A 25,226-nucleotide genomic window follows, 5' to 3' on the forward strand; every position below is an offset into this window, starting at 1 on the left:
TTGCGCGCTCATCGTTCACCGCTCGCCTTCGTGTCGCCGCCCACCAGAGAGAGGAACGCGTCCTCCAGCCGCCGCCGCGGCACCACGCGGTCGACGCCCACGCCGGCCCGCACCAGCGCCGCCACGACCTCCTGGCGCGGCGTGCCGTTGACGTCCACGACGAGGCCGCCCTCCGACGGCGTCACGGAGCGGACCCCGAGATCCGTGAGCACCGCCGTGGCAGTGTCCACATCGGACACTTCCAACTGGACGGTCGGCGAGTCGCCGACGATCTCCGCCACCTTGCCGGACGCCACGATCTTCCCCTTGTTCATCACCACCACGTCGGTGCAGGTCTGCTCCACCTCGGCCAGCAGGTGACTGGAGACCAGCACCGCCCGCCCGTCGGTGGCGTAGCGGCGCAGCACCTGCCGCATCTCCGCGATCTGCGGCGGATCCAGGCCGTCCGTCGGTTCGTCCAGCACGAGCAGCTCCGGCATGCCGAGCATGGCCTGGGCGATGGCGAGCCGCTGACGCATGCCGTGGCTGTACGTCCGCACCCGCCGGTTCACGGCGCCGCCGAGGCCGGCGATCTCCAGCGCCTGCTCGAAGTCCGCGTCCGCCTCGGGACGGCCGGTCGACTTCCAGTACAGCCGCAGGTTGGCGATGCCGGTCAGGTGCGGCAGGAACCCGGGTCCCTCCACCAGGGCGCCGAGGCGGGAGAGCACCGGCGCGCCCGGTTCGAGCCGGTGGCCGAAGACGAGGATCTCGCCGGCCGTCGCGCGGGTGAGCCCCATCAGGACGCGCAGCGAGGTGGTCTTGCCGGCGCCGTTCGGGCCGAGGAGGCCCACCACCTGTCCCCGGTTGACGGTGAAGCTGACCGACTCGACGGCCACGAAGTCCGCGTACTCCTTGCGCAGGCCGCGCACCACCAGCGGGGTGTCGGCGTGTTCGGCGTTGACCGAACGGTCCCGCCGCCGGCCGCGCAGCCGCGCGACGACGATCGCGATCACCAGGCCCAGCAGGATCGCGGCGAGCAGCCCGCCGAGCAGGTACCACCAGATCAGGTTCGGGTCGGCGATCGGGGTGCCCGCGACGCTCGGCAGCGTCACCGGGCCCTCGACGGCCACCTGGTACACGGCCGGCTGCACCGGCGACGCGAACGCCTGGTCCGATGTGGACAGTGCGATCGCCAGCCGGTGCCCCCGCTCGAACTGGTGCACGATCGCCGGCAGCGTCACCGTCACCGGCGTCGCCTGATCCAGCGTGGCCGGCAGCCCGGTCAGCCGGATCGGCGCCACCTGCCCCCCGGGAAGGCTGCTCGTGCCGCCGTTCCCGATGGCGTACAGCTTGACGAAGAGCACCGCCTCACCGGTCGGCGACGCCGCCCGCACCTTCACCGTCGGTGCGCCGACAACGTCCACAGTGGACTCGAACGGCGCAGACACGTACCGCGCGAACTGCCCCGGCACGTCGAGGCCGGCACCGCCGACGAATGAGGACAGGCCGCCGGGGAGGGTGCTGAGGGCTCCGGGCGTTCCCGAGGGAGGGTTGGCGACGGCGGTCGGGCGGCCCTGGACCTCCACCGCGGTGGAGGAGCGGCCCGCGACGCCGGGATAGTCCTTGACGCTGTAGCCCGAGGCGACGAGATCGCGGTTGGTGGCGTCGAGGCCGGTGGTGCGCGAGTAGACGAAGTCGCGCGAGGGCGCGTCGCCGTTCTTCTTCAGGTAGTGGTCGAGCCACTGCGCGGTGAGGAACTTCAGCCGGTCCTGATCGCTGCCGGGGCCCTCGCCGCCGTCGTGCCCGCCGGTGAACCAGGCGACCCGCACGGGTGTGCCGTTGGCGGCGATGGCCCGCGCGTTGGCGTCCCCCTCCGACAGCGGGAACAGGGAGTCGGCCTCTCCCTGGATCAGCAGCGTCGGCGCCTTGATGGTGCCGGCGACCGAGGCCGGCGAGGAACGGCGCAGCAGCGCGATCGTCTCCGGCGACGCCTTGCCGGTGGTGGCCACGTCGAGGTAGGCCGCGCAGACGTCGGCGGCGAAGCGGCCGCACTGCGGGTTCGCCTGCGGGTCTGCGCCGCTCTCCGGGCCGGGGCCGCCGCCGCCGAGGAGAGCGCTCAGGTCGCCACCGGCGCCCAGGGCCGCCGAGCCGGAGCCGAAGAAGAGGCCCGCCCATTGGCGCTTGAAGACGCCGTTCTCGGGGCCGCGTCCGGTCGCCTCCGGCAGGAAGGCGTTGGCCAGGTCGTTCCAGGTGATCATGGGGACGATCGCGTCCACCCGCTGGTCGACGCCGGCCAGCAGCAGGGAGAGCGCACCGCCGTAGGAGCCGCCGACGGCCGCGACGACCGGGTCGTTCGCCCCGGTCTTGCGGACCTCCGGCCGCGCGGCCAGCCAGTCGATCAGTCCCTGTGCGTCCTTGACCTCCCAGTCCGGGGAGTTCAGATGGATTTCCCCGGTGGAACGTCCGAAGCCCTGCGCCGTCCACGTGAGCACCGCGTAGCCCAGCTCCGCGAGCTCGCGGGCGTCGGTGTCGACGCTCCGCTTCGTTCCCCCGAAACCATGGGCGAGGAGCACGGCCGGCACGGGCCGCTCCTCCTTGGGCAGGTACAACGTCGCGTCCAGGGTCACGCTCTGGTCGCCGGCCGGACCGGTACGGACGGTGATCCGCTGCTCCTGCGTGGTGTAGCTGTCGGACGACGGCCACACCACAATCACGACCAACGCGATGACCAGGGCGGATACCACACCGATCGGGATCAACCGGCGTCTGGGCAGCCGGAGACGAGGCAGGGCCATGGCGTCAACCGTATGTCGACCACTCTGTGATCATCCTGAGAACGGCCGTCCACCCGACACGGCGGACCGGGATCCCCGGAGACACTCCAGCGTGATCTTCAAAGGGGTGCCCGTCGGGGTGTTCGCCCGGGCGACCCGGCTGTCCGTGGGCGCACTGCGCACCTACGACCGGATGGGCCTGCTCAGTCCCGTGGCGGAGGGCCGGTACTCGGTGGAGCAGTTCCCGCGCGCCGGCCTCATCAGGCGGCTGCGCGAGCTGGAGGTGCCGCTGCCGGAGATCGCCGACATGCTGGCCGCCGACACACCCGAGCAGGCCCGCGACACCATGGAACGCCACCTCGCCCGGGTCGCCGCCCGCGCCGCACGCCTCGGGGAGATCTCGGGATCGCTGCGCACGTTCCTCCAGGAGGACACCGTGTACCTGCGCCGGCGCCCGCCCCAGCACACCGCCCGCCTGATCGTGAACGCCTCGCTGCGCGATCTCGCCGGCGCCTCCGAGGACGGCTTCGCCGACCTCTTCCACACGCTCGACGAGCAGGAGATCGAACCGGCGGGCCCGGCGGGCAGCCGCTTCCTGAGCGACGGACTCGACGACCCCACGCTGACCGTGGAACTGTTCGTGCCGGTGCCGCGACCGGTGCGCCGGGCGGGCCGCACGGCTCCGGGGCGCCTACCGGCGGCCGTGCTGGCGGCCACGCTGCACCACGGCCGCTACGACACCGTCGAACGGGCGTATCGCGGGCTGGGTCGCTGGGTGGCCGCGCACGGGCACGACCTGGCGGGGCCGGCCGAGGAGGTGTACGTCTCGCCCGAGGGCACCGAGGTCGCCTGGCCCGTCACGAGCGCCGGCGCAGCCGGTGCCGCCGCATCGCATCGTCCCTGGCCGTGAACTCCCGCGCCCGCAGCACCGGAACGCAGGGTCACGCCGATCGGCCCTTGTACGCCTCTCGGATCAGCGCTGGCAGCTCATCGGCCGGGATCCCACGCTCGGCGAGCCGGTGGTGGTTGGCCGCCTGCAGCTCACGAAGGCGCTCGGCCCGCCGCAGGGACTCCATGACCTTGAAGGTCGCGCGCAGATAAGCCGAACGGTTGCCGCCACCGAAGTGCAGCGGATTGCATACGGGTCAGGGGCGGCGGGTTCTGGAGGCGCGCAGGCGGCGCAGGCGGGCGACCAGCGTCGGGTCGTGGGCGAGGGCGCGGGGGTCGTCGAGCAGGGTGTTGAGCAGCGCGTAGTAGCGCGTCGCCGACAGCTGGAACCGGTCCCGGATGGCCTGCTCCTTGGCCCCGGCGTGCCGCCACCAGCGGCGTTCGAACGCCAGGATCTCCCTGGCCCGCTCGTCGAGCGCCGCCGGCTCGGGCTCCGGCTTCGCCTCCCGCGCGGGCTCGAAGTCGTCGTCGGTCGTGGCGCGCGCCTCGGGCACCGCGCCGGTGGACGCCTGGTCAGCGGGGCGGGTCACCGGCCACCTCGAAGAATTCGAACGGATGTCTGAACGCCCACAATAGAAGCATCCAAATCTAGGCACAAATGACGGTGACGCCGGCCGCTTCGAACTCGGCGACCCGTTCGGCCGACGCGCCGCTGTCCGTGATGAGCGTGTCGACCTGCTCGATGGAGCACATGCGGGCGAAGGCGTGCCCGCCCAGCTTCGAACTGTCGGCGATGATCACGACCCGGCGGGCGCGGGCGACCATGAGGGCGTTCATGGAGGCCTCGCCCTCGTGGTGCGCGGCGGCGCCGAGCCGCACGTCGATGGCGTCGGCACCGAGGAGCGCCAGGTCGAGCGTGACGTCGCGCAGGATGCCGCCGCCGAGCGGACCCACCAGCTCGAACGACTGCGGCCGCACCACCCCGCCGGTGACCACGATCTTCATCCGGGAACGCACGAGAAGCTCGTTGGCGATGTTGAGGGCGTTCGTGACGACGGTCAGGTGGGCGTCGTCGAGTCCGCCGGTCAGCTCGGGCCGCACCGCCAGCGCGCGGGCCACCTCCGTGGTCGTGGTGCCGCCGTTCAGGCCGACGACCATGCCGGGGGCGACGAGTGCGGCGGCGGCGACACCGATGCGCTGCTTCTCGACGGAGTGCTTGGCGGTCTTGTAGCGCAGCGGCAGGTCGTAGGAGACGCCGTTCGCCACGGCGCCGCCGCGCGTGCGGGTGATCATCTGCTGCTGCGCGAGCTGGTCGAAGTCGCGCCGGATGGTGGCCTGCGAGACGTGCAGCCGCTCGGCCACCTCCTCGACGGTCACCCGACCGTTGTCGGTGAGGAGTTCCAGCAGCGCGTTCCAGCGCGCGTAGCGGTCCACGTCGACCTCCGCCCGTTCCGCGCAGATCTGATGCGCGGTATTGCGCGGAACACTAGCGCAAACCGGGTCCCGCGCTCCGCTCCGGTGCGAGTTCCGGCACGTCGTGAGACCACTTTCGCACCGGCGGGGGAAGCCACAGGCGGTTCCAGTCGATGCGGCGCAGCACGCGGTCGAGCAGGAGTCCCGCGAAGAGGCCGGCGATCGAGTCGGTCAGCCAGTGGAAGCCGAGATAGGTGGTGATCACGAGAACGACCACCGGCGGCAGGATCCGCAACCAGCGCCGCGCCGCCGGACTCAGCACGCCGCCGAGCAGCAGGGCGAGCACGCCGTACCAGACGATCGAGTTCGCCACGTGGCCCGAGGGATACGACATGCCGCCGGTGAAGAACTCCGCCGCGCCCGACTCGTGATGCGGCGCCACCCGGTCGGTCAGCACCTTGACCGGACCCACCAGCGCCACCAGCGAGACGTAGGCCGCGGCCACCGGCAACAGCGGCCGGATCGAGCGCTCCCGCCGCACCAGCCACAGCGCGGCGGCCAGCGACATGAGCTGAAGCAGCCAGCCCTGGCCCAGATAATTGAGGACGCGGGCCGTCCAGTAAAGGACCGGCGGCCGGTGGCTGTCCACCCAGTCCCGCACCGCGATGTCCACAGAAAGCAGGGCCCCCGCCGCGAGCGCTGCCGTCAGCGCCGCGAGCAGGAGCCCCAGCAGTACGTCTGTTCGCCGGCGCACGCCGGTCAGAGTAGCCGCCCCACCTCGTCGTAGATCAAATCCATCCGCACGCCGGAGTTCGGGCAGCCGCCGAAGTGGTGCAGCGCCACGACCTTGTGCGAGCTGGCCGAGATCACCGGGGAACCCGACGAGCCACCCTCGGTGTCGCAGTAGTACGAGATGTCGGTGTTGGCCGCGTAGCCGTAGTACGAGGGGTTGTCGACGGCGCAGTTGCCGTTGCGCTCCCCCGGGTCGGCCGTCGCGATCATCGTGGGCAGGCCGCGCGGGTGCTGCGGGATGTACAGCTCCTGGCCGGCACGGGCCGGGTTCGGGTCCATCTCCAGGTAGCCGAAGCGCTGGATCGCCTCGAAGCCGGTCACCGAGAAGAGCGCGTAGTCGAGCGTCTGGTCGACCGCGATGAGCCGGTCGCCGTAGACCTTCGTGGAACGGCCGGTGTCGGAACCCCCGCAGGTGCCGCACTCGTAGCCGAACCAGATCTCGCTGTGGCGCACCTCGTAGCTGTTCGAGATGCAGTGGTTGTTGGTCATCAGGCGGTTGTTCGGGCCCCACCGCCAGGCGGTGCACAGTTCCACGCCGTCGATGAGCATCCGCGGGACGGCCTGCGCGCGCTTGTAGGCGACCGGGTTCGCCGCCTTGTAGCAGACGGCGTTGCGCTTCTCGTCGCCGCCGCGGCAGATGCTCTCCTCGCGGCCGCTGCGGTGCGGGTTCCGCGGTGCGGCGTCCTCGCCGATCTGTTCGGTCGGGAAGCCGCGCGCCACCTTGTCGACGCCGATGCCGAGCCCGGCCAGGCGGGTGCGCAGGCCCAACGGGTCGTACGAACCCTGTTCGAGGCGCACGACCGCCGTGTCACCGGTGATCGACATGGCCCAGCTGTCGTTCAGGGACTCCGGGACCGTGTACGTGTACGACTCCGCGCCGCTCGGGTCGGAGACCGTGACGCGGTCCCCCTCCCGCAGGGCCCACTTGCTGAAGTGCACCTTCACGTAGGAGGCGCCGGGGTAGGAGTAGGTCAGCTCCTTCTTGCCGCCGACCAGTTTTCCCTGGCGTTCGATGAGGCCGGTGACGCTCTCCACGGTGCCGACCCGCGGTCCCGAACGGACAACCGGCGCGGCCACGCTCCTGGCGGTCGGCTGGCTGTCCGCCAGTGCCACACCGGTCGCGGCGACCGTCGCGCACACCGCAGCCAGGAGTCCCACCGTTCGCCGCATACCGCCCCACCTTCCGACAAGTCCGGACACGGGAGGCATAACGAGTCGCTCCGGGTTACGTGGTGGCCTCCACCACTCGGCCGAGCCCGTCCCGGGTAGCCACGACGACGAGTTCCTCACCCGCCGAGAGGACCGTCGACAGCGCCGGCGACCACTGCTGGTGCAGCCCGTTCTTGACCGCGATGACGCGAACGCCGCCCAGGTCGTGCACGGTCGCCACCGTTCCACCGTCCACAGTGGACTCCCGGCAGACGGGGATCTCGGCGATCAGCAGCACCCGTCGGTCCACCGGGATCGCGCCGATCACCTCCCGGCGCAGCATCGCCGCCGCGAACGAGGGCGCCGCCAGGTACGACACGCTGCGCGACACGTCGATCGAGAACGCCCGTTCGACCCGGTCGGCGAAGTCCCCGTCGAAGAGCCGCAGCACCACCCGCACCGCGGGATTCAGCTCCCGGCCGGTGATCGCCGCCTCCAGGTTGACCACGTCGTCGGTGGAGAGCACGACGAGCGCGCGGGCCGACTGCACGGACGCCGCCCGCAGCGTCTCCGCACGACTGGCGTCGCCGACCACCACCGGGATGTCCAGCGAACGCGCCAACTGCGCACCCCGGGCGGTGCCCACGCGGTCGATCGCCACCACCGGCACGCCACGGGTGTGCAGGTCGCGGATGACGCGCGTGCCGACGTTGCCCAGGCCGACGACGACCACGTGCCCGGACATCGGCTCGCGCAGCCGGCCCAACGCGATGGCGAGCCGGGCGTTGACCACCGCCTCGACGACGGCACCGGTGAGCACCGGGATGAGCGCGATGCTCACCACGGTCAGCACGGTCTGCGTGATCTTCACGACCGTCGAGGCCGCCGTGTCGGGCTCCGCCCCGCCGAGTGCGGTCAGCAGCGTCACGTATGCCGCGTCGTACCAGGGCAGGTGGTTGACCGACGTCAGAATCCCCGTTCCCACGAAGAGAACCGCGACCAGGCCGACCGCGACGAGGGCCAACTTGCGGGCAAAGAGCACCCGGACCGCCCGGAACGGGTTGGCCCGCTGGCGCCGCAACCACCGCCGGAACCGGCCCGGAACGTCCGGGGTGGCCAGGTGCTCGACGTACCCGTCGCGGCCCTCCGCCATCGCCAGCACCAGATCGGCACCGGCCGGATCGCGCGGCAGCAGCACCGTGCGGCCGCCCTCGTGCGAGGACAGCGCACAGATCACCCGGTCCGGGGGAACGTCCGCCGGATCGGCCACGAACAGCGTGCGCCCCGGCCGGCGCACATGCACCGGGGCCACCTCGCCGAGCGCGGCCGCCACGAACGCCGGCGCCGCCATCGCCGCGTCGGAGATGACCGAGCAGTCCCGGAAGAGGTTGCGGATGCCCAGCCCCAGGCTCAGGTTGAACATCCGGATCACGAGGTGCACGCGCGGGTTGAGCTCCTGCGCCTGCAGCGCCGCGTGGATGTTGCCCACGTCGTCCTGCCCCACGAACGCCACGGACTCGGCGCCCGCCACCCGCGCCCGCCGGAACGCCTCCACGTCCAGCCGGTCCGCCTCGACGATGCGCACGTTGGGCAGGCGGGCGATCTGCGGGCCGTGGTTGCGCCGCCGGCTCGGCAGGATCACCGTCACGTGCCGCCGGTAGCGGGTGACCAGTTCCTCGACGAGGCGGTGCGCGAGCGGCTCGTCGCCGCAGACGACCAGATGCCCGGCGATCGGCACCGGCGCGTCGTCCTCCGCCTCCTCGGCGGCGGAACGCGGGCGCACGATCCGGTGGGGCGGTCCACCGGCGCGGAGCCGGCGGGCAAGCCACGAGTCGCGCGCCATTACCGCGATGGTATCGATCGTGGGGAGTTCCCACCGCCCGTGCGCACCCGCCAGAACGATTTGCCCGATTCGGTCGTTCATGACATGGATGCGCTGAAACTTTGCTTTTCGGGCCGGAACGCACAGGCCCGGGAGGAACGGGACGACGGATGGAACTGACATGAACAAGTGGGTTCGCCGGGCGGTCGGGACCGTCGGCATCGCCGGCGGGATGCTGCTGCTCGGAGCGGGTGCCGCCCAGGCCGACGACGCCACGACGCAGGGTTCGCAGCCGCTCCACGGGCTGGTCGAGGAGTTCTTCGACCCGACGAACAACCTCGGCATGGGCGGCGGCATCTCCGGCGCCGGCGTCTCCGTCGACACGCCCGGGCAGCAGACCACCGCCGGGTCGTTCGCCGGACGGGCACCCGTCCAGCAGACCCGCAACAACGGCGAACTCGGTGCCGCGCTGCACGCGCCCGACGCGTCCGGCAAGCCGCGGGCCGTCTTCGCCGGTGGCAAGCCGCCGAACGTCGCGCCGATGATCCCGACCGGCCTGCCCGTCGAGTCCGCCGAGGCCGACCCCGCGCGCACCCTCGTCGGCGCCCCGCCGCAGCTGCCCGACGGCAACAGCCTCGGCACGCCGCTCGACGGCAACGGCCTCCCGCCGATGGACCCGTTCGCGACCGGCATCCCCACCACGGGCGCCCTGCCGACCGCCGGCCTGCCGCTCGTCGGCGAGTCGACCCGCCGCCCGTCGCCGCGGCCGCTGCCCGCCACGGAGGACGCGAAGGCGTTCCCCGGCACGCAGTTCGCCTTCGACGACACCGCCTCCCGGTGGGCCGAGACCGCGCTGGACATGGTCGGTTCGGCCACGACCTTCGAGGCGCCCGCCCGGGACGAGTCGCTCCCGGTGGGCGTCACGCCGGGTCAGACTCCCACCGTGCCGCTGGTGGACGATCTCACCGCCGGGCGCCTTCCCGTTCGGGGGAACGTCAACACGTTGCCGAACACCCCACCGATCCCGCTCGGCGAGCACACGATGAACTCCGCGGCCGAGCGGTACGTGCCGAGGCACGCCCTGCCGGAGAGCGGCCCGGTGCAGACCGGTTCGCTCCCGATGGTCGACTCGATGCTGCGCAACTCCGGCGCCGCCAAGCACCGCGCCAAGCCCAGCCCGAACGGCCCCAAGGTCGTGCGCGCCGACAGCAAGCCGTGGAACGTTCCCGGCCCGGCCGATCTACTTCGCTGATGGTGTGCGGCGGCCCCGGACAGAATTCCTGTCCGGGGCCGCCGCTTTTGCGAAACCGCGTGGTCGGGTCAGACGATCGTGGTCGTCCGGGCGAACAACTCCCAGTCGCCGGGCTTGGCCGCCCGCGGCACCAGCGGCGACTTGCCGGCGTTCTCCGCCGTCACGTACTTGCTGTTCGCGAGCGCGAGGATCGCCACCGTACCGGCCCCCGTCGGGTAGAAGCGGAACTTCTCCCACGGGCCGATCGCCACCCGGTTCGCGATCATCGAGCCGGCGCCGCCGTTCTCCGCCGTCACGTAGAGCCCGTTGGCGTGCGAACGCAGCCCCACGTAGCCGTCGGCCGTCTCGACCAGGTCGAAGCTCTCCCACTCGCCGGCGGTCGGCCGGTTGGCGATCAGTGGGCTCGCGCCGCCGTTCTCGGCCGTCACGTAGGAGCTGTTGACCAACGACTTCAGGCTGATCACGACGTTCGGCGCCTGCTTCTCGAACGTCTCCCACTCGCCCACCGACGCGCGGTTGGCCACCAGGGCACCGGCGCCCGCGTTGTCCGCGGCGACGTAGGAGCCGTTCGAGGCGCGCAGCCCGAAGCCGAGATCGGCGACCGGCACGAGGGTGAACTTCTCGGCCCGCGCCTGGTCGTTCGAGACCGCCACGAGCTTGCTGTCGGTGCCGAGGGAGACGAACATCCCGGTGCCGGTGACCCGCAGCGCGAACGTGTCGTTGCCCAGCTCCACCCGCTCGAACGTCTCCGTCCGGCCCGGCGCCACGTTGTTGGCGTACATGACGCCCGTGCTGTCGGCCGCGGAGACGAACCGCGCGTTGATCCGTGCGATCAGGCTCAGCGACGCGCCCTCGTTGCTGGCGTCGGGCAGTTGCAGCAGGGCGTTCGGCGAACCGCGCCGGTTGTGCACGGCCGCCGCCGAGTCCTGTCGCAGCTGCGACGCGATCTGGGCCGGGCTGAGCAGCGGGTTGCCCGCCAGGAGAAGAGCGGCGGCCCCGGCGACGTGCGGCGCCGCCATCGACGTGCCGCTGCGACTCACCGCGCCGCCCGTGTAGTACGCGGACGCGATGTCCACGCCCGGCGCGAAGATGTCGACGCAGCTCCCGTAGTTGGAGAACGCCGCCACATAGTCGATCGTGTCGGTGGCGCCGACCGTGATCGCCCCCGGCACGTCGCCCGGGCTGTAGTTGCACGCGTCGGCCTCGTCGTTGCCGGCCGCGACGGTGAACGTCAGCCCGGTCAGGATCGCCGCCGTGATCGCCGTGTCGACCGCGATCGAACCGACGGTGCCGGCCGGTCCGCTCAGGCTCATGTTGACCACCGACGGCCGGACGGCGTTGGCGGTGACCCACTCGACACCGGCGAGGATGTCGTCGGTGGTGCCCAGGCCCTGACAGTCCAGCACCCGCACGGAGTGCAGGGTCACGCCCTTGGCCACGCCGTACGTGGTGCCGCCGATGGTGCCCGCCACGTGCGTGCCGTGGCCCTCGCAGTCGTCGGGGTTTCCGTCGTTCTCGACCAGGTCCACACCGCCCGCGACCCGCCCCCGCACCTCCGAGTGCGCGGCCCGGATCCCGGAGTCGACCACGTAGACGTGCACGCCGTCGGCCTTGCCCGGGTAGGTGTAGCCGCGGTTGAGCGGCAACGAGTACTCGTCGATGCGGTCCAGGCCCCACGTCGGACTGGTCTGCGTGTCGGTCTGCTTGTACGTCACGACGGGCTCGACGCGTGCCACGTCGGGCTCGGCCGCCAGCCGTCGGGCCGCGGCGGCGTCCATCGTCGCGGAGAAGCCGCGGATGGTCTTGTTGTACCGGTGTCCGACGCGCGCGCCGACACGCGAGCCGAGCCGGTTCGCCGCGGCGTCGACCTGGCCCGCCGCGACCTTCGCGTCCCGCAGAACGACGATGTATCTGTCCTGGACGGCCTGCGGCGCCTCGGCGAGCGTCGGCCCGGTTTCCCGGACCCCGTCGCGCACCGGCCCCGCCGCCGCGATCCCCCCGTTTGTAAGACTGACGACCGCTGCTGCGACGGTGAGCAATAAACCGGCTCTGTGTGCTGGCACAGCGTTCTCCCGAAACGGATCAAGTGGATGGCGGCATCGACCGATACCGCATCGACCAGCCACGCTACGGGCTATGAAAGTCCACTACCAGGCCGTGTGAGCCGGTCCAAAGTGGACGATGGGTCAGCTCGCATCCGCCATAGGTCCAGGTCAGTAGTAGGTGCCGTGACCCGGAAGGTGGGTGGCGATCGCTGTGTGCAACGGTTCGCGGGGGCGCAGCGCGGGACTGCCCGTGCCGGCACCCGCCGCCATCCCGTCGACGAGGTCGGTCAGCGCCGTCAACGCGTCGTACTGCGGGTACCAGCCGAGTTCGACGCGGGCGCGGGTGGAGTCCATCAGCGGCGCCGAACGCGCCAGCCACAGCCACCCCGGGTCGGTCGGCTGGAGGCGGGTGAGCCAGGTCGCCCCCGCGGCGAGCGTCAGCAGCCACTCCGGCACCGCGACGGCCCTCCCGTGCAGCAGCCGCGCCATCGACCCCGGGTCGAGGACCGGCCCGACGGCCAGGTTGAACGCCCCCCGCGCGTCCGGCGACAGCACCGCCCGGGTGTACGCCTCGGCGGCGTCGGCGGCGTGCACGCACTGCACCCGGAACCGCTTCGGCAGCGGCAGCACCGGCACCCATCGCCGGGACAGCAGCGACACCGGCACGAACGGCCCCAGGAAGTAGCGCGCGATCTGCGCACCGGCGTCGTGCTGGAAGATCAGGCCGGGCCGGACGCGCACCACGCGCAGTTCCGGCCGGTCCCGCTCGACGTCGTCGAGGAGGCGTTCGACCAGCCCCTTCTGCACGCTGTACAGCGAGCCGGGCACCCCGCCGGTCGGCCAGCTCTCGTCCACGAAGCGGTCCTTCGGCCCCGGGTCGTACGCACCGACCGAGGAGGCCACGACCAGCGCCGGAACGCCCGCCGCGACGACGGCGTCGACGACGTGCCGGGAGCCGCGCACGTTGGAACGGTGCAGCATTCCCGGCCGCTGCGACGGCTGGATCTGCCAGGCGAGGTGCACCACCGCATCAGCCCCACGGAACGCCTCCGTCAACGTGCGCACCGCCGACGGGTCTCCCACGTCGCACCTGACCCAGGAGACCCGGTCGTACGGCGAGGACGCCGGCGGCAGCCGCCGGGCCACCCCCACCACCTCGCCGATCTCCGGTACTCCGGCCAGCCTGCGCAGCAGCGCGGTGCCCATGTTCCCGCTCGCCCCGGTCACGACGATCCGCATGGCGATCCGTTACCCGCCGGGACAGCGACCCGAACACGATTCGGATAGCGTCCCGAGCCGGGAATCTGACCCCTTGCGTTCACCCGACATGCCTCGACCCGGGTGTTCCACGGCTGATAGGCACGCGGAATGCGTTCCCGAAAATTAGCCATCCTCGCCGCGGCCGGGACCGTCGCGGCGAGCCTGACCGCCGCGCACCCCGCGTCGGCGGCCTCCCCGGACGTGGTCATCAGCCAGGTGTACGGCGGCGGCGGCAACAGCGGCGCCACCTTCACCAACGACTTCATCGAGCTGCACAACCGCGGCACCGCCGCCGTCACGGTGACCGGCTGGAGCGTGCAGTACGCCTCGGCGAGCGGCACCTCCTGGCAGGTCACCCCGCTGACCGGCAGCATCCCGCCGGGCGGGCACTACCTCGTGCAGGAGGCGGCCGGCGCGGGCGGCACGACGCCGCTGCCGACCCCGGACGCCACCGGCTCGATCGCCATGTCGGCCGCCTCGGGCAAGGTCGCCCTCGCGACCTCGACCACCCCGGTCACCGGTTCGGCGTCCGCCAAGGATTTCGTCGGTTACGGTGCCGCAAACGACTTTGAGGGAACGCCCGCAGCGGGCCTGTCCAACACGACGGCGGCCCTGCGCGGCGGCGGCCCCGACACCGACAACAACGGCGCGGACTTCACCGCCGGCGCACCCAACCCGCGCAGCTCCGGCGGCGGCACCGATCCCGACCCGGAGCCGGAGCCCAACCCGAAGCGCATCCGCGAGATCCAGGGCACGGCGCACCGCTCCCCGCTCACCGGCCAGGTCGTCACCGACGTGCCCGGCGTCGTCACGGCGGTCGGCGCGAGCGGCTTCTGGTTCCAGGACGCGGAGCCGGACACCGACCCGGCCACCAGCGAGGGCCTGTACGTCTTCACCTCCGCGCGTCCGGGTGTCGCGGTCGGCGACCGGGTCAACGTGATCGGCACGGTCGCCGAGTACCGCCCCGGCGACGACGCGGAGAACCTGACCCTGACCGAGCTGACCAAGCCGCGGGTGTCCACTGTGGAGCGTGGCGTCGCCGTGCCCGCGCCGACGCTGCTCGGCCCCGGCGGGCGGCAGGCCCCCGTTCCGGTGCGCACCGACGCACCGGGCGACGTCGAGGCGTCGACCGTCTTCGACCCGGCCGCCAACGCGCTCGACTTCTACGAGTCGCTGGAGGGCATGCTGCTGCGCGTCACGGACGCGGTGGCGACCGGCCCGACGAACTCGTTCGGCGAACTGTCCGTGCTGCCGGGCGGCGCGGGCACCCCGCGCACCGCGCGCGGCGGCGTGCGCTACACCTACGCCGACGCCAACGCCGAACGGGTCATCCTCGACGACACCCTCGCGAGCGCCGCGCAGGCCGACACCGGCGACGTGCTGCCGGGCAACGTCGACGGCGTGCTCGACTACTCGTTCGGCAACTTCAAGCTGTTCGCGCTCGCGACGCCGGCCGTCCTGGACCGCAGCGCACCACGGGAGACCACCCGCGCCCAGCGCCACGGCGAACTGGCCATCGCGACGTACAACGTCGAGAACCTCGACCCGGGCGACCCGCAGCCGAAGTTCGACCGGCTCGCGGCGGGCATCGTGACCGGCCTGTCGTCGCCGGACATCCTGACCCTGGAGGAGGTCCAGGACAACAACGGCGCCACGAACGACGGCACGGTCGCCGCCGACCGCACGTACGCGCTGCTCATCGAGGCGATCGTGCGCGCGGGCGGCCCCCGCTACCAGTACCGCCAGATCGACCCCACGAACGGCGCCGACGGCGGCGAACCCGGCGGCAACATCCGGGTCGCCTTCCTGTTCCGCACCGACCGGGGAGTGTCCTTTGTGGACCGTCCGGGCGGCGACGCCACCACGGCGACGTCCGTGCGGCGGGCCGGATTCCTGCGGCCGGCGCTGACCGCCTCGCCGGGGCGCATCGACCCGCAGAACGCCGCGTTCGCCAACTCGCGCAAGCCGCTGGCGGGCGAGTTCTCCTACAAGGGCAAGCCGGTCTTCGTCATCGCCAACCACTTCAACTCCAAGGGCGGCGACCAGCCGCTGTTCGGCCGCTACCAGCCGCCGGCCCGATCCAGCGAGGTGCAGCGGCACCAGCAGGCGACGGTGGTGCGCGGGTTCGTCGACCAGATCCGCAACATCAACCCGCTGGCGAGCATCGTGGTCCTCGGCGACATCAACGACTTCGAGTTCTCCGAGACGGCCGACATCCTCGTCGGTGACCAGTACCTGCAGGACCTGCCGCGCTGGCTGCCGCCGGCCGAGCGCTACACGTACGTGTTCGACGGCAACTCGCAGGTGCTCGACCACATCTTCATCTCGGTGCCGCTGTTCCTGCGCGGGTTCGACTACGACGTCGTGCACCTGAACGCGGAGTACCGGGACCAGGACAGCGACCACGACCCGCAGGTCGTGCGGCTGCGCCTGTAAATAGGTCAGACCGGTGGCGGCATGGCGTGCCCCCCAGGCGCGCCATGCCGGTCAACCGGTCTACGGAAACCGTAGATCACCAACGGTACCCAGCGGATGAGGCGTAAGTCCCGGACGCGTGTCTCATGTCCGATGGTTTCCACTAGCCTTCGGCTCAGGTGCGCGTCGTGATCGCCTGCAGGAAGATCTCGCCGATCTTCGCCGGGTCCGGCGCCGCGAACACGCCGCCGCCCGTCAGGTCGGTGATGGGCTTCAGGTTGGTCGGCGAGACGTCCGGGCCGATCGTGATGATCAGCACCCGGATCGGCCGCTTCGGATCCTTCACCTTGCCGAGCTCACCGAGCAGCTGCTCGCGGTTGAGGCCGTTCTTGTCGTCGTTCTCGCCGTCGGTCAGCAGGATGAGCGTGTTGACCATCCCCTCGGTCCAGCCGTTCTGCAGGGCCTGGTACGCGGCGAAGATCGAGTCGTACATGCCGGTGTCGCCGTTCTCCTTCGGCTTCAGGCCGTCCAGCGCGGCGACGAGCTGACCGCGGTTGGAGGCGACCGGGCCGATCGGGACCAGTTCGCGGTAGTCCTTGGTGCCGTCCAGCTCGGTGGAGAAGATCCACAGGCCGTTGACCCAGGAGTCGTCGAACAGCTGGAGGCCGCGCTTGGAGGCCTCCACGGTCACGGCCATCCGGGTGGCGTTGCCGGCGGTCGGCACCGGCCGCAGCATCGAACCGGAGACGTCGATCAGCGTCAGCGTGCGGGCCGGGGCGGTCATGGCGTTCCAGCTCGCCAGCAGCTTCTCCACGACGGCCAGCTGCGGGGCGGCCGCGCCCTGCCCACCGCCCTGCGGCGCACCCGCGGTCGACGGGAACCCCTTGCCGGTGCTGCCGTCGGCGGCCCGCAGCCCCACGCCGGCGAGCCGGTCCTTGAACCCGGCGGTGCCGAGCATGATGCGCAGCTGGTCGGCGGCCGACGCCTTCAGCGGATCGATGCTGGGCATCGCGACGAACGGGTAGTCCAGCGGCGCCGGCGCCGGCTCGGCGTACACGGCCGTCAGCGGCACGGCCGGGCTCTTGGCGTTGTAGAGGAACACGGCCTGCTCGGACAGCGGCGCGGCGGCGAGCCCCGAGGCGAGCGCGGAGGCCTCGGGTCCCTTGGGGAAGCGCTGGTAGAGGTCGTCGCGCACGCTCGACCGGCCGGTGACCAGGCCGCGCAGCGTGGCCGCGGCGAGCTGCTGCCCCTGGGCGGCGCCGCCGACGGTCTGGGCCGCCACGCCGAACGCCACCAGCCCCGACAGTCCTGCCGCGTCCCGCGCGGGGTCCACGATGCCGGCCCGCAGCCCGGTGCCGCTGGTCATCTTCTTGACGATGTCGGTCCACGCCACGGGCGTGCCGGGGTAGCCGAGGTTGGCCGCGGTCGGCGCCGGCATCGCGAGCACCACCGGGCTCTGCGCGATGGACTGGCCGGTCGACGGCACGATCTGCTGGCCGGTCGCGACCAGGCGCTGGAGCCAGAGCGACGAGTCCGGCATCCACACGTCGGGAACGCGCACCTGCCCGTTGCCGGCGAGGCCGGCGACCGCGGCACCGGTCTTGGCGGCCAGCGCACCGGCCACGTCGGCCGACTCCTGGGCGGCGACATCGACCGCGATGCACCGCCCGCTGACCTCCACGCCGCTGCGCACCCACTCGGCGACGGCCGTCTTGACCGCCGGCGCCAGGTCGGGACTCGCGGCGACCGCGAGCTTGACCGGGTCGGCACAGGTGCCGCCGGTGTTGTCGGACGCGAACGACCGGTAGGCGTACGCCCCTCCCGCCAACGCCACGATCACCACAACGGTCGTTGCGACGATGCGCAAACCGGACCCGGGGCGGGTGGTGTTTCGGTGACGGCCGGTCATGGGGCGTGACCCTAACTCTGAGTTGTTGCTGCTCAAGGCAGCTGTGGGGCGGTGGGCGCAGGCGACTCCCAAGCTAGCGCCTGCAAGAACGAGCGAAACTCGCCTTTTTGGACAGGCCACGAAGAGTAACGGTCGCATTGTTGCACAAACACTGCAAAAACTGCCGGCGACGACGGTGTCAGACCTGCTAGGGGTACGCACAAACATCGATCCCGGGTCCCCTCGTCGAGGGAACCCGGGATCTTGTGTCCGGATTTTTACTGCTATTAGCGGGGAACGACCACCTCGTGTTGCGGCGGCGGCTCGGCCGACCGCCCGACCATCGACAGCGGGGACGCGATGTCCTCCAGGGACTTGCGCTCCGCGTTGACCCCGATCACCGCGGCGACGATCCCGCCGACCGCCATGAGAGCGGCCCCGAAGAGGTAGCCGTAGAACAGCGGCCCACGATCCTCGCCCTCCCCGACCAGCGACCCGAACACCGTCGGAGCGATCACGCCGCCGAAGAACTGCGAGATGGCGAAGAAGAACGCGATCGCCTGCGAACGCAGTTCCAGCGGGAAGATCTCACTGACCGTGAGGTATGCGCTCGACGCGCCCGCCGAGGCGAAGAAGAAGATGATGCACCACAGGATCGTCTGCGTGACGGCCGTCAGCGCGTCGATGTAGAAGAGGTAGCCGCTGATCGCCAGCAGCACCGCCGACCCGATGTACGTTCCGGCGATCATCGGCCGCCGGCCCCACGTGTCGAAGAACGGCCCCAGCACCACCGCGCCGAGGAAGTTCCCGATCGCGAACGGGAAGAAGTAGTACGCGATGTTCTTGTCCTCGACGCCGAAGAAGTTCGCCAGGACCAGCGCGTACGTGAAGAAGATGGCGTTGTAGAGGAACGACTGGGTCACCATCATCGTGAAGCCCAGGATCGACCGGGTGCGGTACTGCTTCAGCATCACCCGGGCGATCTGGCGGTACGTCACCGGCGGCGCCGGCCGGACCTCGATCTCGTGGTGCGGCTCCAGCTTCGGCAGCTGCTCCGGCGGAACGCCCTTCTCCATCTCGTCGACGATCCGCGCCGCCTCCTCGGGCTGACCGTGCGTCAGCAGCCAGCGCGGGCTCTCCGGGATGTGCTTGCGCAGCTGCCAGATCGCCAGACCGATGAACGGCCCCACGAGCAGGCTGATCCGCCAACCGATGTCCTTCGGCAGGATGTCCGGATTGAGCAGCAGCAGCTGCGCGGCGGCACCGATCGCGGCTCCGAACCAGTACGACCCGTTGACGGCGATGTCGACGCGGCCGCGGTACCGGGCGGGGATCAGTTCGTCGATGGCGGAGTTGACGGCCGCGTACTCGCCGCCGATCCCCATGCCGGCGACGAAGCGCAGGGCGAGGAACGACCAGAAGTCCCAGGCGAAGCCCGACAGGCCGTTGAAGAGCAGGTACAGCCCCAGCGTGTAGAGGAACAGCTTCCGCCGTCCCAGGCGGTCGGCGAGCCGGCCGAACCACAGCGCACCGATGACCTCACCGAGCAGGTACACCGATGCGGTCATCCCCACCTGAGTGGTCGTCAGGTTGAGGGTTTCCTTGTCCTCCAGAACCGAGCCGATGGTGGCCGCCATCTGGATCTCGAGCCCGTCCAACACCCACGCCGTGCCGAGCGCGAGGACGACGAGCCAGTGGAACCGGGTCCAGGGGAGCCGGTCGATCCGGTACGGGACTGTGCTCTTCACCGTCCGGTCATGGGCAACATCTGTCACTCTGGTCACCTCCCGCTTGGGGATCTGCCCAGGTGACCGGGGTGCGAAACGCGAGAGTAACCCGCCGGTTACCGGACGATCACTCCGGCAGGAGCCAGCGGGCGAGCAGCCAGCCGCCGGCCACGAGGCACAGCACGGTGATCGACAGGAACGTGCCGACCCACGCCATCGGATGCACCCGCGTCAGGCGGCCGATCTGGTCGGCGTCGGAGTACGGCATGCGCCCGCGGCGCCGCTGGCGGTTCAGCTCGAACACCGGTCGCACCCCGCCGATCAGCAGGAACCACACCGCCAGGTAGGCGAACGCGCTCTGCACGTCCGGCTCGGTGAACCAGGCGACCGCGAAGACCAGCGCCCAGGTCGTCACGATGGAGACCACGCCGAAGAGATTGCGGATCATGATGAGCATCAGCGGCAGCAGCACCAGGACGACGCCCAGCATCAGCGTGATCCGGCCGGTCGTCAGCACGAACGCCCCCAGCGCCCCGACCAGCGACGCGGCCGGGTAGCCGGCGAGGAGCGTCAGCACCATGCCGAGCCCGGTCGGCCGGCCCGCCGAGACGGTCAGCCCGGAGGTGTCCGAGTGCAGCCGGATCCCCTGCAGCCGCCGCCCGCTCAGCAACGCCACGGCGGCGTGCCCGCCCTCGTGGACGATCGTGACGACGTGCCGGGTGCGGCGCCATACCGGATGGAAGCCGACGAGTGCGAAAGCGAGCAGCGCTGTCCCGATGATCACCCACTCGGGTGGCTCGGCCTGCACGTCGAACAGCCGCGAGAAAAAGTCGCTCAGCACGCCGCGTAGCGTGCCATACACCCGCCCCTCGATCACACCCCCGAGACGGCGGGTTCGCGGGGCTCCGGGCGTTCCGCCTCATCGATCCGGCGCCGGCGCAGGAGCGCGGGGATCACGGTGCCCAGGACGATCGTCGCGCCCATCGCCGCGACGAGCAGGACATTGCCGGCGCCGAGGAGCTTGAGCGCGCTCATCAGCAGGACCAGCACGAGCGCGCGGCGGACCAGGCCGGCCGGCATCCGCGAGGAGAGCTGCGCGCCGAGGTAGACCCCGGGCAGCGCGCCGAGCAGCAGGGCGAGCGTCAGGTCGAGCTGGAAGTCGCCGAAGATCAGGTGCGCGACGGCGGCCGACACCACCAGCGGAACGGCCTGCACCAGGTCGGTGCCGACGAGGTCGTTGGCCTTGAGCGCCGGGTAGAGCAGCAGCAGCGCGATGATGATCAGCGAGCCGGACCCGACGGAGGTCATCCCGACCACGATGCCGCCGAGAACGCCCACCAGCACGGTCGGCAGCGGCCGGACGGTCAGCGGCGTCGCGGACGTCGGCCGGCGGCCCGACATCGCCGCCTTGACCACCATGCCGGCGGCCGCCAGGAGCAGCGCGGCACCGAGCGCGAGCTTGATGACCTCCTGAACGCCCTCGCCGTCGCCGAGCGCCCGCGCGATCAGCACCCCGCCGAAGGCCGCGGGCACGCTGCCCAGACAGAGCCAGCCCACGAGCGAACGGTGCACCGTCCCGCGCCTGAGGTGCACGCCCGCGCCGACCGGCTTCATGACCGCGCTCACCACGAGGTCGCTGGAGACGGCGGCGAGCGGCGGGATCCCGAAGAAGAGCACCAGGATCGGGGTCATCAGGGCACCGCCGCCCATGCCGGTCATCCCGACCACGCAGCCGACGGCCAGTCCGGCGAGGGTGATCACGAGGTCGTCCATCCGGCCACAATACCTACCGGATTTATAGAAAAGCTAGATTCAATTACTTCGGTGGGGTCACTCGTCTTTGCCGACCCCGGCCTCGCGCAGGTGGGAGAGGATGGGCTCGGCCAGTTCGGGACGGCACACCACCAGGTCGGGCAGCCGCGGATCGGCCCGGTTGTACTCCAGCGGCGACCCGTCCACCCGCGAACAGTGCAGCCCGGCGGCCACCGCGACGGCCACCGGCGCCGCCGAGTCCCACTCGTACTGGCCGCCCGCGTGCACGTACGCGTCGACCTCGCCGGAGATCACCGCCGCGATCTTCGCCCCGGCCGAACCCATCGGCACCTCGACGCCGCCGAGCCGTTCGGTCAGTCCGCGCAGGAACGCCGGCGGTCGGGTCCGGCTGGCGGCCAACCGCACGGGTGCGTCCGAACGCTCCGGGACCGCCGGCGGCCGGCCGCTGTCGAGGCCGAGCCCCTGCGCCGGCAGCGCGATCGCGCCCGCCGTCAGCCCCTTGCCCCGGGTCCAGAGCGCCACGTGCACCGCCCAGTCCGCGCGTCCCTCCTCCGCGTACTCGCGGGTGCCGTCGAGCGGATCCACGATCCATACCCGTTCGGCCGTCAGCCGGATCGGGTCGTCCTTCCCCTCCTCGGACAGGACGGCGTCCCCGGGTCGGTGCCGGGCCAGCTCCGCCACCAGCAGTTCGTGGGAACGGCGATCGCCTTCGGCACGCAGCGCGGCCTGGTCGGCGAAGCCCCGTTCGGCCCTGAGGGCGAGCAGCGCCGCGCCGGCGTGCACGGCGACGCGGGCCGCGAAGGCGGCGTCCTCGGACCTGTCGAGTACCACCACGTTGATCGGCCTCTCTGCATCGTGCGACTCCCCGGCGTAACGAACGTCCGCCGGTTCGGGTAACCCCATCAGCGTCCCGCACGGGTGGCGGCCGGTACGCAGCGGGTAGCGGAAAGGGATTACATTCGCCGCTGCAAATGCCTTGTTTCTGATCTGAAAATTCTGCTCTCCTAGGTATTCCACTACCTATCATCGACGCTTATCGTTCGCTCCAACGATTGGGAGGCCGGCAACCAGGCCGGTCACCAGGGGAGGAGCTTCAGATGGGCCTACACCGGTTCGCTGCCCGCGTACTCGGGAGCGCCATGGTGTTCGTCGCCGTCGCGGGCACGCTCGCGGGTGCACCGACCGCGGCGAGCGCCGCCGACAACACCCCGGACGTCGTGGGCGGCACGCGCGCCGCACAGGGCGAGTTCCCGTGGATCGTCCGACTCTCCATGGGCTGCGGCGGTTCGCTCTACACGTCCACGATCATCCTGACCGCCGCGCACTGCGTGCCCGGCTCGGGGACCAACACCTCGATCACCGTCACCGCGGGCGCGGTGGACCTCCAGAGCAGTACCCGGATCACGGTCCGCTCGACCAAGGTCTACGAGAACCCGCGTTACAACTCCACCGGCGCCGAGGACTGGGCCCTCATCAAGATCGCCTCCCCGATCAACCTTCCGACCATCCCGCCGGCGTCCTCCGCCGACAACTCCGGCACGTTCACGATCATGGGCTGGGGTGCCACCCGTGAGGGCGGCGGGCAGCAGCGGTACCTGATGAAGGCGACCGTGCCGTTCGTCGACGACACCACCTGCAACGGGAGCTCCTCGTACAACGGCGAGGTCGTGCCCTACGCCGAGATCTGCGCCGGGTACATGGCCGGCGGCGTCGACACCTGCCAGGGCGACTCCGGCGGCCCGATGGTCAAGAAGAACTCGGCCGGCGCCTGGGTCCAGGTCGGCATCGTGAGCTGGGGCTACGGCTGCGCCCGTCGCAACTACCCGGGCGTGTACACCGAGGTTTCGGCGTTCACGTCGGCCATTGCCGCGGCGGCCGCCACGCTTTAGCCGTTCCACCGCAGAACCCACACAGGGCGCGGCCCGCACCGGAATCCCGGTGCGGGCCGCGCTCTTACGTCGTCCTAGTTTCTCGCTCTTAACAGTTGGAACTCGGCGAAGGCCAAGTGGATCTTCGCGAGGCGGCTGTACTCCTCGTCGAGCCCGGCGAGCTTGCGCGCCCGACCCGACTTCGACCAGCGCATGCGGCCGGTCGCCTGCAATTCGCGCTCCGACATCCGCTTGAACCGCGGATCCCCCTCGCGGGCGCGACCGATCACGTACTCGATTTCCCGGGCCCGGCCCGCCATCCACTGATCGCGGAACTCCTCGGCCTGACGCTGATAGGTGCGGGCAAGCTCGTAGTCGTCGGTGATCTGCTCGTTGCGTGAGTCCACGACAAACTCCTCAGTATCAGCCGGCCTCGGTCACGCGGAAAATGTCCGCGTACACAGAGCCGAGGTCGGAAAAGGGGGAAGCGATCAGTTCGAGCGAATCGAAGGCCCGGCTGTAGGAAGCCACCAGCCGCGGCTCCGCGGTGATGAAACAGCCGTCGAGGCCGTGCACGTACACCATCGGCGGCGCGCCCGGCTCGGCGAAGTCGAGCAGCGTGAACGACTCCCCCATGTGCCGGTACGTCCCCGAGCTGAACGGCACCACCCGGATCGACAACCCCGTGTCCCGGGCAAACGCCTCGAGCCGGTCCAACTGCTCGCGCATCACACCCGCGTCGCCGACGGTGCGTCGCACCACGGCCTCGTCCAACACGAACGACATCGCCGGCAGCGCGACGGCGCCGGTCGCCTCGCGGCGGAAGATCTCGAGCTCGTCCTCGCCCAGTTCGGGGAGGATCGCGTCGCGGTACCGCTGGGTGCGCAACAGGTCGGGCACCAGCAGCGGCGCGAACTGGCGGATCGCCCGCGCCCGGGCCTCGTAGTGCAGGTAGATCCGGAACGGATGATCGTCCCGGAACATGCTCTCGGCGCGCGTGTCGTCGAGCAGCGCACCCAGTTCGTCGGCGGTGACGACGGGCAGAACGCCGCCGCGCCGCACGGGCACCGGAGGCGGATCGGGTCGGCCGGCGCCCGAGCGGACGACAGCCCCGCGGCGGCGGCGCGGGTCTCCCCGGCCGAAACACACTCGTGTCGACATGACATTCTCCTCGGGGCAGGATGATCGCCTGCCCGATCGCGATCGCGCACGCGATCTCGTTGAACGTTCATGTCGCCCGACCGGGTCGATCCCCAGCCCTGAGCACAATTCTCGGACTGGCGTGTCACGGAGACACCGGGAATGATCCGCTACCTCATGAAGATCGGCAGAGCCCGCCGCATGAAGTAATTCAATATCATCAACGTCGCGGCAACGACCATCGATGACGGGTGTAACTCGAGTCCGCGACCGAAATACCGTCGGTCGACCTTCCCGGACTCAGGCGACTTTTGATCTTCACGACCTCCAATCGCAGCGCCGAGCCACGAACAGCGACCCGAACGGGACGGAATTCGTTAGGAATCAGTGTGCCGGAAGGTCACGGCGAGGCCCAGACTTAAGTGGCGTTCAGGAGATCGAAAAATGCCGGACTGTCCGCAATAATCCGCAAAGATTGTTTGGACAGTCCGGCGAACGCCCAGTTGCCGCTGGACGGGTGCTGCCCGTCAACAGGGGGCAGCGGACCAAAATCCCGAGTTCAGTATGCATTCGCGGTAGCGGGATGCCAAGTGTCATTTCGCGTGCTGCGGACCGGAGACGTGGCAGGCTGCCTCTCGACGCCGCGAACGGTGTCGCCACGATAGCCCGCATCCCACGACTTGGCGATCCTCGCGTTCGCTACCCGCGCGTAGCCGTACCGGATGGTGTCCTGCCGCCGCTGGCCTCCTGAACGGTAGCGGTCGGAACCGCTCCGGCCGGACGGCATTGTGTGGCTGAGCCGACCGGTGGCAGGCAGGTCGGTGACGCGCATTCTGCAACGCGCGCCGCGGCCGTGTGCAATCTGCCAGGTGTGCCGACGACACCTTTCATTTATCCAGTCCGACGACGGATTTGGGTCCGCCGGATTCCGGCTCGGCGGGTGCTCGTGCCGGACGGACAGGTGATATAACTTCCGCGATCCTCGTCCAGGGCGGGCGACAGCCCACTACGCTCCGTAAACGACCGGAGCTTCAGAAAAGA

General features: G+C 70.8%; 20 protein-coding genes. 4 read left to right on the top strand and 16 right to left on the bottom strand.

The window, feature by feature from the left end; all coding sequences use genetic code 11:
- Window positions 1-8 precede the first annotated feature (8 nt).
- Window positions 9-2,774 carry an alpha/beta fold hydrolase gene (locus tag Val02_RS42350; protein ID WP_203905005.1) on the bottom strand — a complete coding sequence of 922 codons (2,766 nt, stop codon included), beginning with the start codon at window positions 2,772-2,774 and terminating at the stop codon, window positions 9-11.
- Window positions 2,775-2,865: 91 nt separating this feature from the next.
- Here Val02_RS42350 and Val02_RS42355 point away from each other — a divergent pair, with 91 nt between their 5' ends.
- On the top strand, window positions 2,866-3,663 hold the full coding sequence (locus tag Val02_RS42355; protein WP_203905006.1) for a MerR family transcriptional regulator: 798 nt from the start codon (window positions 2,866-2,868) through the stop codon (window positions 3,661-3,663).
- 31 nt (window positions 3,664-3,694) lie between these two features.
- On the opposite strand, the gene Val02_RS48480 is transcribed toward Val02_RS42355, so the two are convergent.
- From Val02_RS48480 to Val02_RS42375, 6 genes are all read right to left on the bottom strand, one after another.
- Complete coding sequence (locus Val02_RS48480) at window positions 3,695-3,829, bottom strand: hypothetical protein (RefSeq protein WP_275415671.1); 135 nt, start codon at window positions 3,827-3,829, stop codon at window positions 3,695-3,697.
- A 69-nt stretch (window positions 3,830-3,898) separates the two neighbouring features.
- Window positions 3,899-4,231 (bottom strand): DUF3263 domain-containing protein, encoded by a 333-nt coding sequence (locus tag Val02_RS42360; RefSeq protein ID WP_373318039.1) that lies wholly within the window; start codon window positions 4,229-4,231, stop codon window positions 3,899-3,901.
- A 58-nt stretch (window positions 4,232-4,289) separates the two neighbouring features.
- Window positions 4,290-5,075 (bottom strand): DeoR/GlpR family DNA-binding transcription regulator, encoded by a 786-nt coding sequence (locus tag Val02_RS42365; protein ID WP_203905008.1) that lies wholly within the window; start codon window positions 5,073-5,075, stop codon window positions 4,290-4,292.
- A gap of 52 nt (window positions 5,076-5,127) precedes the next feature.
- Complete coding sequence (locus Val02_RS42370) at window positions 5,128-5,808, bottom strand: phosphatase PAP2 family protein (protein ID WP_239153759.1); 681 nt, start codon at window positions 5,806-5,808, stop codon at window positions 5,128-5,130.
- Window positions 5,809-5,813: 5 nt separating this feature from the next.
- Window positions 5,814-7,016 (bottom strand): trypsin-like serine peptidase, encoded by a 1,203-nt coding sequence (locus Val02_RS47975; RefSeq protein ID WP_239153760.1) that lies wholly within the window; start codon window positions 7,014-7,016, stop codon window positions 5,814-5,816.
- A gap of 55 nt (window positions 7,017-7,071) precedes the next feature.
- A complete protein-coding gene (locus tag Val02_RS42375) occupies window positions 7,072-8,838 on the bottom strand; it encodes a potassium channel family protein (RefSeq protein ID WP_203905009.1) in 1,767 nt (588 codons plus the stop codon).
- Between the two features lie 160 nt (window positions 8,839-8,998).
- Here Val02_RS42375 and Val02_RS42380 point away from each other — a divergent pair, with 160 nt between their 5' ends.
- On the top strand, window positions 8,999-10,069 hold the full coding sequence (locus Val02_RS42380; protein WP_203905010.1) for a hypothetical protein: 1,071 nt from the start codon (window positions 8,999-9,001) through the stop codon (window positions 10,067-10,069).
- Window positions 10,070-10,137: 68 nt separating this feature from the next.
- On the opposite strand, the gene Val02_RS42385 is transcribed toward Val02_RS42380, so the two are convergent.
- Together Val02_RS42385 and Val02_RS42390 are read right to left on the bottom strand one after the other, a co-directional pair.
- Window positions 10,138-12,045, bottom strand: coding sequence for a S8 family serine peptidase (locus tag Val02_RS42385; RefSeq protein WP_203905011.1), 1,908 nt, complete (start codon window positions 12,043-12,045; stop codon window positions 10,138-10,140).
- A gap of 237 nt (window positions 12,046-12,282) precedes the next feature.
- Window positions 12,283-13,353, bottom strand: coding sequence for an NAD-dependent epimerase/dehydratase family protein (locus tag Val02_RS42390; protein ID WP_203905012.1), 1,071 nt, complete (start codon window positions 13,351-13,353; stop codon window positions 12,283-12,285).
- Window positions 13,354-13,482: 129 nt separating this feature from the next.
- Here Val02_RS42390 and Val02_RS42395 point away from each other — a divergent pair, with 129 nt between their 5' ends.
- Window positions 13,483-15,810 carry a DUF8508 domain-containing protein gene (locus tag Val02_RS42395; RefSeq protein ID WP_203905013.1) on the top strand — a complete coding sequence of 776 codons (2,328 nt, stop codon included), beginning with the start codon at window positions 13,483-13,485 and terminating at the stop codon, window positions 15,808-15,810.
- 154 nt (window positions 15,811-15,964) lie between these two features.
- On the opposite strand, the gene Val02_RS42400 is transcribed toward Val02_RS42395, so the two are convergent.
- The 5 genes from Val02_RS42400 to Val02_RS42420 all read right to left on the bottom strand — a co-directional run bounded on the left by Val02_RS42400 (window position 15,965) and on the right by Val02_RS42420 (window position 22,011).
- Window positions 15,965-17,698, bottom strand: a complete 1,734-nt coding sequence (locus Val02_RS42400) for a substrate-binding domain-containing protein (protein WP_203905014.1) — start codon at window positions 17,696-17,698, stop codon at window positions 15,965-15,967.
- Between the two features lie 266 nt (window positions 17,699-17,964).
- Window positions 17,965-19,425, bottom strand: coding sequence for an MFS transporter (locus tag Val02_RS42405; protein WP_239153761.1), 1,461 nt, complete (start codon window positions 19,423-19,425; stop codon window positions 17,965-17,967).
- A 106-nt stretch (window positions 19,426-19,531) separates the two neighbouring features.
- Window positions 19,532-20,242 (bottom strand): M50 family metallopeptidase, encoded by a 711-nt coding sequence (locus tag Val02_RS42410; RefSeq protein WP_373318041.1) that lies wholly within the window; start codon window positions 20,240-20,242, stop codon window positions 19,532-19,534.
- Window positions 20,243-20,277: 35 nt separating this feature from the next.
- A complete protein-coding gene (locus Val02_RS42415) occupies window positions 20,278-21,177 on the bottom strand; it encodes a sulfite exporter TauE/SafE family protein (protein WP_203905017.1) in 900 nt (299 codons plus the stop codon).
- A 57-nt stretch (window positions 21,178-21,234) separates the two neighbouring features.
- Complete coding sequence (locus Val02_RS42420) at window positions 21,235-22,011, bottom strand: 3'(2'),5'-bisphosphate nucleotidase CysQ (protein ID WP_239153762.1); 777 nt, start codon at window positions 22,009-22,011, stop codon at window positions 21,235-21,237.
- A 263-nt stretch (window positions 22,012-22,274) separates the two neighbouring features.
- On the opposite strand from Val02_RS42420, the gene Val02_RS42425 reads away from it, so the two are divergent.
- Window positions 22,275-23,066: a serine protease gene (locus Val02_RS42425; protein ID WP_308440054.1), complete on the top strand. Its 792-nt coding sequence runs from the start codon at window positions 22,275-22,277 to the stop codon at window positions 23,064-23,066.
- A gap of 74 nt (window positions 23,067-23,140) precedes the next feature.
- Here Val02_RS42425 and Val02_RS42430 read toward each other — a convergent pair whose 3' ends face one another.
- Window positions 23,141-23,452 carry a hypothetical protein gene (locus Val02_RS42430; protein ID WP_203905019.1) on the bottom strand — a complete coding sequence of 104 codons (312 nt, stop codon included), beginning with the start codon at window positions 23,450-23,452 and terminating at the stop codon, window positions 23,141-23,143.
- Between the two features lie 16 nt (window positions 23,453-23,468).
- On the bottom strand, window positions 23,469-24,206 hold the full coding sequence (locus Val02_RS42435; RefSeq protein ID WP_203905020.1) for a DUF5753 domain-containing protein: 738 nt from the start codon (window positions 24,204-24,206) through the stop codon (window positions 23,469-23,471).
- Window positions 24,207-25,226 lie beyond the last annotated feature (1,020 nt).

The sequence above is a fragment of the Virgisporangium aliadipatigenens genome (genome assembly GCF_016863615.1).
Classification (GTDB): Bacteria; Actinomycetota; Actinomycetes; order Mycobacteriales; family Micromonosporaceae; genus Virgisporangium; species Virgisporangium aliadipatigenens.

What these genes read in the sequence shown, in the direction of transcription:
- Val02_RS42390 (WP_203905012.1), bottom strand. Translation starts at nt 13,353, where the DNA reads ATGCGGATCGTCGTGACCGGGGCGAGCGGGAACATGGGCACCGCGCTG.
- Val02_RS42395 (WP_203905013.1), top strand. Translation starts at nt 13,483, where the DNA reads ATGCGTTCCCGAAAATTAGCCATCCTCGCCGCGGCCGGGACCGTCGCG.
- Val02_RS42415 (WP_203905017.1), bottom strand. Translation starts at nt 21,177, where the DNA reads ATGGACGACCTCGTGATCACCCTCGCCGGACTGGCCGTCGGCTGCGTG.
- Val02_RS42425 (WP_308440054.1), top strand. Translation starts at nt 22,275, where the DNA reads ATGGGCCTACACCGGTTCGCTGCCCGCGTACTCGGGAGCGCCATGGTG.
- Val02_RS47975 (WP_239153760.1), bottom strand. Translation starts at nt 7,016, where the DNA reads ATGCGGCGAACGGTGGGACTCCTGGCTGCGGTGTGCGCGACGGTCGCC.
- Val02_RS48480 (WP_275415671.1), bottom strand. Translation starts at nt 3,829, where the DNA reads ATGGAGTCCCTGCGGCGGGCCGAGCGCCTTCGTGAGCTGCAGGCGGCC.
- Val02_RS42435 (WP_203905020.1), bottom strand. Translation starts at nt 24,206, where the DNA reads ATGTCGACACGAGTGTGTTTCGGCCGGGGAGACCCGCGCCGCCGCCGC.
- Val02_RS42380 (WP_203905010.1), top strand. Translation starts at nt 8,999, where the DNA reads ATGAACAAGTGGGTTCGCCGGGCGGTCGGGACCGTCGGCATCGCCGGC.
- Val02_RS42400 (WP_203905014.1), bottom strand. Translation starts at nt 17,698, where the DNA reads ATGACCGGCCGTCACCGAAACACCACCCGCCCCGGGTCCGGTTTGCGC.
- Val02_RS42350 (WP_203905005.1), bottom strand. Translation starts at nt 2,774, where the DNA reads ATGGCCCTGCCTCGTCTCCGGCTGCCCAGACGCCGGTTGATCCCGATC.
- Val02_RS42375 (WP_203905009.1), bottom strand. Translation starts at nt 8,838, where the DNA reads ATGGCGCGCGACTCGTGGCTTGCCCGCCGGCTCCGCGCCGGTGGACCG.